Raw genomic sequence first — 9,902 nt, forward strand, 5'->3', positions numbered from 1 at the left:
ACGACGTTCCCGCATCCTACCGATTCACACTTCGTGGAAGTTCAACGTCGCGTTCAGGATGAACACCAGCGTGCCCGAACACAGCGAGACGATCACCCGCGCGAGCAGATAATGCGCGTCGAACACCGTGGTCAGCAGCGCGAAACCGCCGAGGATCACCGCCAGTCCCACCAGCGCGTTGGTGAGGTAATAGACATAGCCGGTGAAGATCCCGCGATCGCTCTCCCGAAACACCCAGACCCGTGCAAGGCCGTAATTCAGCGAGTTGGCGAAGAGGAACCCCAACGTCACCGCCACGAACTTGTCGATGCCAAGCTGCGAGACCATCAGCCAGATCAGCGCCATGTCGATCGCGAAGCACAGGCACGAGGCCACGGCATTGCGCACGAACAGCACGGCGGTGTGCCGACTGAACAGGCCGTAGTGCGGGTGAGCGCCAAGGGAGCCCGGCACGATGGGCGAATGAAACATGCCAGTGGCAACGCCGCCGCCTCGCCATGGTTTCCCGCGAGCCGGTAACAGGGACGAACCGTTACCCTGCCTCGGCGACCAGCGTGTCGAAATCAAGGATCGTCACTTCGCGGCGCGAGGGCAGGTCGATCACGCCCTCGTTCTTGAGCCGGGTGAACTGGCGGCTGACGGTCTCGATGGTCAGGCCCAGCACGTCGGCGATCTGCTGGCGCGAGAACGGCAGGGTCAGGATGCGCCGCCCCGGATGCTCGAAATCAATCCGGCAGCCCGCGCCGCCGAGCCGTTCGGTCATCTCGACGAGGAAGCTCGCCATCTTCTCCGCCGCCGACTTGCGGCCGAGCAGCAGCATCCAGCGGCGCGTGCGGTCCAGTTCGCCCAGCGTGCGTTCGAGCAGCTTGTGCTCCAGCGCCGGATGCTCGCGCGCGAAGGCGTCGAAGTCGCGGCGGGAAAAGACGCAGACGCTGGCGTCGGTCAGCGCGGTGACGCCGTGCCCGGTGGTGCCGCCGAACGGACGGCCGATGAAGTCCGACGGATAGACCACGCCGACGATCTGCTCGCGCCCGTCCTCGGTGTTGGTGGAGAGCTTGAGCACGCCGTCGATGACATTGGCGACGAGGACCGAATCCTCGCCCTCCCAGATGATCGATTCCCCGGCGGTCAGCTTGCGCGTGCGCCCGATCGCATTGAGCGCGTTCAGTTCGCCGGCGTCGAGCGCGGCACAGATCGCCCGGTTGCGGACGACGCAAAGATCACAGCTGGACATGGTTTCCGATCACCGGGGGCTTCTCGTGGGTTGTATAGCGTATTGGCGGCTCGCGGGAAACTGCAGGGGCTTCGACAGGCTCAGCCTGAGCGGGGTTGGAGGTTTACGCTACCTCCGCTCACCCTGAGCTTGTCGAAGGGGTCAAACCTGCCGCTTCTCGAGCTTGCGCGCCAGCGTGCGGCGGTGGAGGCCGAGGCGGCGCGCGGTTTCGGAGATGTTGAATTCGCACTCCACCAGCGTCTGGTGGATGTACTCCCACTCCAGCGTCTTGATCGAGGTCTTGCGGCCCTCCACCGGCACGCTGGCATCGCCGCGCAGCGACGCGAAGGCCGCCTCGATGTCGTCGGTGTTGGAGGGTTTGGCGAGATAGTGCGAGGCGCCCAGCTTGATCGCCTCGACGGCGGTGGCGATGCTGGCGTAGCCGGTCAGCACGACGATGCGCGTCTGCGGCGCATGGGCATGAAGCGCCTCGACCACGGTGAGGCCGGAACCCGCGCCGAGTTTCAGGTCCACCACCGCGAACTCGAAGCTGTCCGCCAGGAACAGCGCGTCGGCCTCTTCGGGGCTGGCAGCGGAGGCGACGCGGTAGCCGCGCCGTTCGAAGGAGCGGCGCAGGGTTCGCGCGAAAGTGGGATCGTCCTCGACGATGAGCAGGCTGGCGCCCGTCGCGCCGATGGCGGAGGGAGTGTCGGTCATTGCTTCTCCTGCCGTTGTTCTTGTTCTTCGAGCGCCAGTGTAGCGAGGGGGATCGCCAGTTGCACGCTCGCACCGCCGGTTTCACGGTTCTCCACCGAGACCGCGCCGCCCAGCTTGCGGATGACGTTGACGACGAGGAACAGGCCGAGCCCGCCCCCGTCGCGCCCCTTGGTCGAGATATAGGGCTGGCCGATGCGGCGCAGCACTTCGGGCGCGAAGCCGGGGCCGCGGTCGCTTACGGTCAGCATGACCTGCCGTGCGGCGCCCTCCCCTTCCAGCCAGACCTCGATCAGCACGAGGTCGGGCGAGACCTCGATGGCGTTGTCGATGACGTTGCCGACGATCTGGCGCAGGCCCGGATCGGCGATGATCTCGACGTCACCCGCCATGCGGTCGATCACGCGCAGTTCGCCGGGGATGCGGGTGCGCCATTCCTCGGCGAGATCGTCGATGAAGCCGCGCACGGTGGTCACCGCCGGATCGACGCCGCGCACTTCGCCCGCCGACATCAGGATGCCCGATACGATCGTCTTGCAGCGCTCCAGCTCGCGGCGCACGTCGGCAAGGTCGGCGGCCATGTCGGGATCGTCCCTGATCGTCGGCTCGTGGCTCCAGTCGCCCAGGATCACCGAGATCGACGAGAGCGGCGTGCCCAGTTCATGCGCCGCGCCAGAGGCGAGCAGGCCCATGCGGATGATATGGTCCTCCTCCGCAGCCTGCTGGTAGTAGGCGGCGAGGCGCGCATCGCTTTCGCGCCGGTTGCGATCGAGCCGCACGACGAAGACGATCAGCAGCACGGCGGCCAGCACGAAGCAGAACAGGCTGCCGTAGATGTAGAGGTGGAAGTGATCGCCCGCCAAGCGATCGGGCAGCTGCAGCGGCTCGTAGAAGAAGGTCAGCAGCGCCATGCACAGGCAGGCGTTGAGCGCGACGAGCCAGCTCCAGCGCGCCTCCAGGATGATCGCGCCGATGACGATCTGGAGGAGGAACAGGAAGGTGAACGGGTTTGTCGCCCCACCCGAGTAGTAAAGCTGCCAGCACAGCGCGACGACGTCGATCATCAGCGCCGAGAACATCTCGCGCTGGGTGAACGATTCGCGCTGCAGCACGACCCGCGCGATGGTCAGGTTGATGACGATCAGCAGCAGCGGCGCCAGCAGCAGCGGCGCGAGCGGCAGGCGGACCTTGAGCACGGCAGAGACCACGACGATGGTGGCCAGCTGCCCGAACACCGCCGTCCAGCGCAGCTGGGTGAGCAGGACGACGCTGGAGCGGCTCGGCGTACTGCCCGGCACCTCCGGCGGCGCGAACAGCGCCGCCAGGCGCTCGATCACGCCCGGCGCCATGTATAGGCGAGCGCGACCAGCGACAGCGCCGCCATCGCGAACCAGGTCAGGGCATAGCTGAGATGGCTGTCGGGGAACGTGATCTGGGTGAGGCCGGGTACGGGCTTGAGCGTAGGCGCGGTGCTCGCCTGCTCCACTTGCGCATCGACGAAGGCGGGGGAGACGGCGCCCACCTTGCGCGCCTGCGCCAGTGCGGCGGTATCGCGCGAGTACCAGCGATCGTCCTGCGGGGCGTTGGACTGCAGGATGCTGCCCTTGGGCTCGGGCAGGCGCAGCAGGCCGACGATCGACACCTTGCCCGCAGGCGCCGAGGCTCCGGCGTCGGCGCGGGTGGTCCCGGCGGGCACGAAGCCGCGGTTGATCCACAGGAGCCTGCCGTCTTCGAGGCGCAGCGGCGTCATCGTCCAGTAGCCCGTTCCGCGTTCCGTGGCGGCCCGCACCAGCGCGGTCGCAGGCCCGTCATAGACTCCCGAGACGCGGACGCGAAGATATTCGAGATCGGGGCCGAGCCTGCCGTCCACCGGCAGCGCCTGTGGAGCGGCATGGACGCGCGCATCGACGCGGGCGATCAGCGCGTGCTTCCAGTGCATCCGCTGGATCTGCCAGATGCCCAGGCCCACGAACATCGCGAAGGCCACTAGCAGAAGCGCGGCAAGCCCGATGGGCCGCCGCGCTCCTTTTGCCGCCGTTGTGCGGTCCTCGGTCAGGGCAGCTGGCCCATGTCGTGGACGCTCATCGGCATCATGTTGGTGTTGAGGTGGAACATGACCCACAGCGAACCGGACAGCGTGATGATGACCAGAACGATCGTGAAGATCAGCGCCATGACCGTCCAGCCGTTCTCCGACTTGGTGTTCATGTGCAGGAAGTAGATCATGTGGACCACGATCTGCACCACGGCGAAAGCCATGATGACCAGCGCGGTGGTCTGCTTGTCGGGGATCGCACCCGTCATCACCAGCCAGAACGGGATCGCGGTGAGCACGACCGACAGCAGGAAGCCGACGACGTACTCGCGCATCGAGCCATGGCTCGCGCCGTGCTCGTCGTGGTGATCGTGCGCGGCGGGGTTGGGGTGGGCGTGTTCGTTCGCCATCACAGCATTCCCATCAGGTAGACGAAGGTGAAGACGCCGATCCAGATGACGTCGAGGAAGTGCCAGAACAGTGACAGGCACATGAGGCGGCGCTTGTTGGCCGGGATCAGGCCCTTCTTGCCGACCTGCACCACCAGCGTGAACAGCCAGATCAGGCCGAAGGTGACGTGCAGACCGTGGGTGCCCACCAGCGAGAAGAACGCGGTGAGGAAGCCCGAGCGCATCGGCGTCGCACCCTCGTGGATGAGGTTGCTGAACTCGTAGAGTTCGATGCCGAGGAAGCATGCGCCGAACACGGCGGTGACCAGCAGCCAGGCTTGCGTCGCGCCCTTGTTGTTCTTCTCCATGGCCAGCATGGCGAAGCCGTAAGTGATCGACGAGAACAGCAGCATGGCGGTGTTGAGCGCCACCAGCGGCAGTTCGAACAGGTCCTTCGGCCCCGGCCCGGCGGCCAGGCTGCCGCCCAGCACGCCGTATGCCGCAAAGAGCATGGCGAAGATGAGACAGTCGCTCATCAGGTAGACCCAGAAGCCCAGCATGGTGCTGCCGCCTTCGGGGTGGTCATGCTCGTTCAGGTCGTAGAACGCGGCCTGAAGCTGCGCCTGATCGAGGTTGTGCGTCGGAGCGGTGTTGGCGGTCATGTCTCAGGCTCCCGCGGCGGCGAGCTGGCGGGTGCGTTCCGCCTCGGTCGCTTCGACCGTCTCGACGGGGATGTGGTAGTCCCGCTTGTAGTTGAACGTATGGAAGATCGCGTAGCCGATGATCCCGGCGAACGACACGGCTGCGAGCCACCAGATGTACCAGATCATCGCGAAGCCGAGCGCCGTCGACAGACCCGCCAGGATCAGGCCGGTCCCCGTGCCGCTGGGCATGTGGATCGGACGGAAGCCGGAAGTCGGGCGCTGGACGCCGCAGCGCTTCATGTCGTCCCAGGCGTCGAGGTCGTGGACCAGCGGGGTGAAGGCGAAGTTGTACTCCGGCGGCGGCGACGAGGTCGACCACTCCAGCGTACGGCCGTTCCACGGATCGCCCGTCTCGTCCTTCAGTTCCTCACGCTTCCAGATGGAGACGGCGAACTGGACCAGCATGGCGCCGATGCCACCGGCGATCATCACGGCGCCGAAGGCGGCGATGACGAACCAGATCTGGATCGACGGATCGTCGAACACGCGCATGCGGCGGGTCACGCCCATCAGGCCGAGGATGTAGAGCGGCATGAAGGCGAACCAGAAGCCGGGAACCCACAGCCAGAAGCTGACCTTGCCCCAGAACTGGTTGAGCTTGAAGCCGAAGGCCTTGGGCCACCAGAAGTTGATCGCCGCGAAGATGCCGAACAGCACGCCGCCGATGATCACGTTATGGAAGTGCGCGATCAGGAACAGCGAGTTGTGCAGCACGAAGTCCGCAGGCGGCACCGCGAGCAGCACGCCGGTCATGCCGCCGACCGTGAAGGTCAGCATGAACGCGACGGTCCACATCATCGGCAGCTCGTAGCGGATGCGGCCGCGGTACATCGTGAACAGCCAGTTGAACAGCTTCGCGCCGGTCGGGATCGAGATCACCATCGTGGTGATGCCGAAGAACGAGTTGACGCTCGCGCCCGAACCCATCGTGAAGAAGTGGTGCAGCCACACGAGGTACGACAGGATGGTGATGACCAGCGTGGCGTAGACCATCGACGAGTAGCCGAACAGGCGCTTGCCCGAGAAGGTCGAGACGACTTCCGAGAACACGCCGAACAGCGGCAGGATGAGAATGTAGACCTCGGGGTGACCCCAGATCCAGATCAGGTTCACGTACATCATCGGCGAGCCGCCGAAGTCGTTCGAGAAGAAGTTGAAGCCGAGGTAGCGGTCGACGGTCAGCATCGTCATCACCGCCGTCAGCACCGGGAAGGCGGCGACGATCAGGATGTTGGTGCACAGCGAGGTCCAGGTGAACACCGGCATGCGCATCATGGTCATGCCGGGCGCGCGCATCTTGACGATGGTGCACACCAGATTGACGCCCGAAAGCAGCGTGCCGACACCCGCGATCTGCAGGGACCAGATGTAGTAATCGACGCCAACCCACGGGCTGTACGCCAGGTTCGACAGCGGCGGATAAGCCAGCCAGCCGGTCTGCGCGAACTCGCCCACGAACAGCGACATCATGGTGAGCACCGCACCGGCGGTGGTCATCCAGAAGCTGAAGTTGTTCAGGAACGGGAAGCTGACGTCACGCGCACCGATCTGCAGCGGCACGATGTAGTTCATGAGGCCCGTGACGAAAGGCATCGCCACGAAGAAGATCATGATCACACCGTGCGCGGTGAAGACCTGGTCGTAGTGGTGGGCGTTGAGGTAACCGTCGTTGCCGTTGAACGCCATCGCCTGCTGGGCGCGCATCATGATCGCGTCGGCAAAGCCGCGCAGGAACATGACCAGACCCAGGATCATGTACATGATGCCGATCTTCTTGTGATCGACGCTGGTGAACCACTCCTTCCAGAGATAGCCCCAGAGCTTGAAGTAGGTCAGGCCCGCGACGAGCGCGGCGCCGCCGAGCATCACGACCACGAAGGTCGCGAGCACGATCGGCTCCTGCGGGATGGCATCCAGCCACAGGCGCCCGAGTAGCGGGCTCCAGTGGTTATGGGCTTCGGCTTCGATGGCCATGAGTGTCAGTTCCGCGAATTCAGGGAAATGTGAGCGGGCTTCGGCGAAGACGCGGCGGGCGCATCCTCACCGCCGAAGCCGATCGACTGCGGCGCGGGGATCCCGGCGCCGTTCAGCGAGCGAAGGTCGGAAGGCGCCTTGACGGAACCGTCGCGCACCTGGCCGGGCATCTGCTCGCACAGCGCACGGACCCAGGCCAGCTCGCGCTTGACCGCGTCGCTGGGGTTCGCGCTCTCGGCAACCGCGCTGTCGCGGCCGTCCTTGTCGTACGACAGCATCTGCACGTTGCGGATGCCCGCCTTGCCCAGACCACCGCGCGCGTCGAGAGCCATCATCTCGCTCATGCACATCTTGCCCGGCTGGACGCACATGTTGACGACGGCGTCATAGAGCTTGGGATCGACGTTGGCGAAGCGGATCGCCGGAACCTTCTGCGTCGGCTTCTCGAGTTCGAGGTAGGCCGCGCGGTCGAGGGTGCCGCCCATCTGCTTGGCGGGAACGCCGGTGAACGCTTCGGCGGCGATCACGTCGCCCGCAGGCTGCGGCTTGGTGCCCGTGGTCTTCACATCACCGACCCACTTGGCGAAGTCCGCGTCCGAAACCGAACGCATCTTGAAGCGCATGTGGGTGAAGCCCGCGCCCGAGTAGTTGGCCGAGAAGCCGACCGACTCGACGTTCGAGTTCATCACCGCGTGCAGGCGCGTTTCCATGCCCGGCATCGCGTAGATCTGGCCCGCCATCGCCGGAACGTAGAACGAGTTCATGACGTTCGCGGAAGTGATCTTGAAGTTCAGCGGGCGGCCGCTCGGCACGACCAGTTCGTTGACGGTGGCAACGCCCTGCTCGGGGTAGATGAACAGCCACTTCCAGTCGAGCGCGACGACTTCGACCTCGAGAGGCTTCGCATCCTGCGAAACCTGGGTCTGGGCGTCGATGCGGCCGATGGTGCGGTAGGGATCGAGAAGGTGGGTGCTGGTCCAGGTCACGGCGCCAAGGCAGATGATGATGAGCAGCGGCGCGGCCCAGATCATCAGCTCAAGCTGGGTCGAGTGATCCCAGTCCGGCTCGTACTTCGCGTCTTTGTTGTTGGCGCGGTAGCGCCACGCGAAGATCACCACCGCCAGCATCACCGGCACGACGATGAGCAGCATCAGCAGCGTCGCGACGACCACGAGGTCGCCCTGCTGCTGTGCAACATCGCCCGACGGCTTGAGCACGAGGGTGTTGCACGCCGACAGCGCAGCGGTCAGCCCGAGGGCGCCCACGACGCGCATCGCGCGGTTACGGAACGGGCCGAAACGACGGCCGGGCGGGTTCAGACGTGACTCGGGCGGTTGCATGGCGCGTCGCCTAGGCCCGTGCTGCGGATGCGAACATAGGACATTTTGTCCAATCCCCTTACGGCGTTTCAGATACAATAGGGCGGCCAATTGTGAAGCCGCGCGTCCGTCGCGCCGGTGCGATTCGCGGACGGGCGGGACTCTCGCTTATTCCCGTGTTATACCAGACGAAGGCCGAGATACGCCAGATGAGCACAACCACGACCCCGACCCGCGAGGAACTCGGCCTGCCGACGTTCAAGCCGCACCACGCGATTTCGCCCGGCGAGATCGCGATCGGCGTGATCATCGGCCGTACCTCGGAATTCTTCGACTTCTTCGTCTACGCCATCGCCTCGGTGCTGGTGTTCCCGAAGCTGTTCTTCCCCTTCGTCGATCCGCTGACCGGCACGCTCTACAGCTTCGCGATCTTCGCGCTGGCCTTCATCGCGCGCCCGTTCGGTTCGCTGTTCTTCATGGCGCTCGACCGTGCCTACGGCCGCGGCGTCAAGCTGACGATCGCGCTGTTCGGTCTCGGCGGCTCCACTGCCGCGATCGCCTTCCTGCCGACCTATGAGACCATGGGCGCCACCGCGATCTGGCTGCTGGCGATCTTCCGCATCGCGCAGGGCTTCGCGCTCGGCGGCACCTGGGACGGCCTGGCTTCGCTGCTCGCGCTCAACGCCCCGGAAAACCGCCGTGGCTGGTGGGCGATGGTGCCGCAGCTCGGTGCGCCGTTCGGCCTCATCGTCGCCAGCGCGCTGTTCGCCTACATGATCGCCGTGCTGCCCGCCGCCGACTTCCTGGAGTGGGGCTGGCGCTATCCGTTCTTCGTGGCGCTCGCGATCAACGTCGTCGCGCTCTTCGCGCGCCTGCGCATCGTCGTCACCGAGGAATTCCAGACCCTGTTCGAAAGCCGCGACTTGCAGCCGGTCAGCGTCATGGGCACCGTGAGCAAAGAAGGCCGCACCGTCCTGATCGGCGCCTTCGCCCCGCTCGCCAGCTTCGCGATGTTCCACATGGTCACCGTGTTCCCGCTCTCGTGGGTGTTCCTCTTCACCAAGGAAGCGCCGACCCGCTTCCTGCTGATCGAAGTGCTGGCCGCCGTCTTCGGCCTCGTCGCCGTGCTGTTCTCGGGCCGCCTCGCCGACCGTTACGGCCGCCGCACCCTGCTCGGCACTTGCGCCGTCGGCATCGCGGTGTTCAGCGGCTTCGCGCCGCAGCTGCTCGACGCAGGCACCGCCGGTGAGCTGGTGTTCATGATCGGCGGCTTCATCCTGCTGGGCCTGTCGTTCGGCCAGTCCTCGGGCGTCGTCGCCTCGGCTTTCCCGACCGATCACCGCTACACCGGCTCGGCGCTCACCAGCGACCTTGCCTGGTTGTTCGGCGCCGGCTTCGCCCCGCTGGCGGCGCTGCTGCTCTCCACCCACTTCGGCCTGATCGCCTCGGGCGGCTACCTGCTCTCGGGCGCGCTGGCGACCCTGCTGGCCCTGTGGCTGAACAAGGAACTCGCCAGCCGCTAACTCCAACGCGAGGATCGATACCGGAAAGGGG

General features: G+C 65.7%; 10 protein-coding genes. 1 reads left to right on the plus strand and 9 read right to left on the minus strand.

Annotated features, from left to right (window positions below; all coding sequences use genetic code 11):
- Positions 1-24: 24 nt before the first annotated feature.
- The 9 genes from ACYPYD_RS25520 to cyoA all read right to left on the minus strand — a co-directional run bounded on the left by ACYPYD_RS25520 (position 25) and on the right by cyoA (position 8,369).
- Positions 25-471, minus strand: coding sequence for a GtrA family protein (locus ACYPYD_RS25520; protein ID WP_036525757.1), 447 nt, complete (start codon positions 469-471; stop codon positions 25-27).
- Between the two features lie 61 nt (positions 472-532).
- Positions 533-1,234, minus strand: coding sequence for a Crp/Fnr family transcriptional regulator (locus ACYPYD_RS25525; RefSeq protein ID WP_008831369.1), 702 nt, complete (start codon positions 1,232-1,234; stop codon positions 533-535).
- Between the two features lie 141 nt (positions 1,235-1,375).
- Entirely contained in the window at positions 1,376-1,930 is a 555-nt protein-coding gene (locus ACYPYD_RS25530) for a response regulator transcription factor (RefSeq protein WP_008831370.1), read from the minus strand.
- Complete coding sequence (locus ACYPYD_RS25535) at positions 1,927-3,276, minus strand: ATP-binding protein (protein WP_008831371.1); 1,350 nt, start codon at positions 3,274-3,276, stop codon at positions 1,927-1,929. The genes ACYPYD_RS25530 and ACYPYD_RS25535 overlap by 4 nt, the downstream gene beginning before the upstream one ends.
- On the minus strand, positions 3,261-3,902 hold the full coding sequence (locus ACYPYD_RS25540; RefSeq protein ID WP_036525883.1) for an SURF1 family protein: 642 nt from the start codon (positions 3,900-3,902) through the stop codon (positions 3,261-3,263). The genes ACYPYD_RS25535 and ACYPYD_RS25540 overlap by 16 nt, the downstream gene beginning before the upstream one ends.
- Before the next feature lie 77 nt (positions 3,903-3,979).
- Complete coding sequence (cyoD, locus tag ACYPYD_RS25545) at positions 3,980-4,372, minus strand: cytochrome o ubiquinol oxidase subunit IV (protein ID WP_008831373.1); 393 nt, start codon at positions 4,370-4,372, stop codon at positions 3,980-3,982.
- Positions 4,372-5,013, minus strand: a complete 642-nt coding sequence (cyoC, locus tag ACYPYD_RS25550) for a cytochrome o ubiquinol oxidase subunit III (RefSeq protein WP_036525756.1) — start codon at positions 5,011-5,013, stop codon at positions 4,372-4,374. The genes cyoD and cyoC overlap by 1 nt, the downstream gene beginning before the upstream one ends.
- Positions 5,014-5,016: 3 nt before the next feature.
- Positions 5,017-7,029, minus strand: coding sequence for a cytochrome o ubiquinol oxidase subunit I (gene cyoB, locus ACYPYD_RS25555; protein ID WP_202902845.1), 2,013 nt, complete (start codon positions 7,027-7,029; stop codon positions 5,017-5,019).
- A gap of 5 nt (positions 7,030-7,034) precedes the next feature.
- Entirely contained in the window at positions 7,035-8,369 is a 1,335-nt protein-coding gene (gene cyoA / locus ACYPYD_RS25560; protein WP_036525755.1) for a ubiquinol oxidase subunit II, read from the minus strand.
- A gap of 188 nt (positions 8,370-8,557) precedes the next feature.
- Here cyoA and ACYPYD_RS25565 point away from each other — a divergent pair, with 188 nt between their 5' ends.
- Positions 8,558-9,871 (plus strand): MFS transporter, encoded by a 1,314-nt coding sequence (locus tag ACYPYD_RS25565; protein ID WP_008832881.1) that lies wholly within the window; start codon positions 8,558-8,560, stop codon positions 9,869-9,871.
- Positions 9,872-9,902: the final 31 nt, after the last annotated feature.

Source organism: Novosphingobium sp. 11B, from assembly GCF_054589055.1.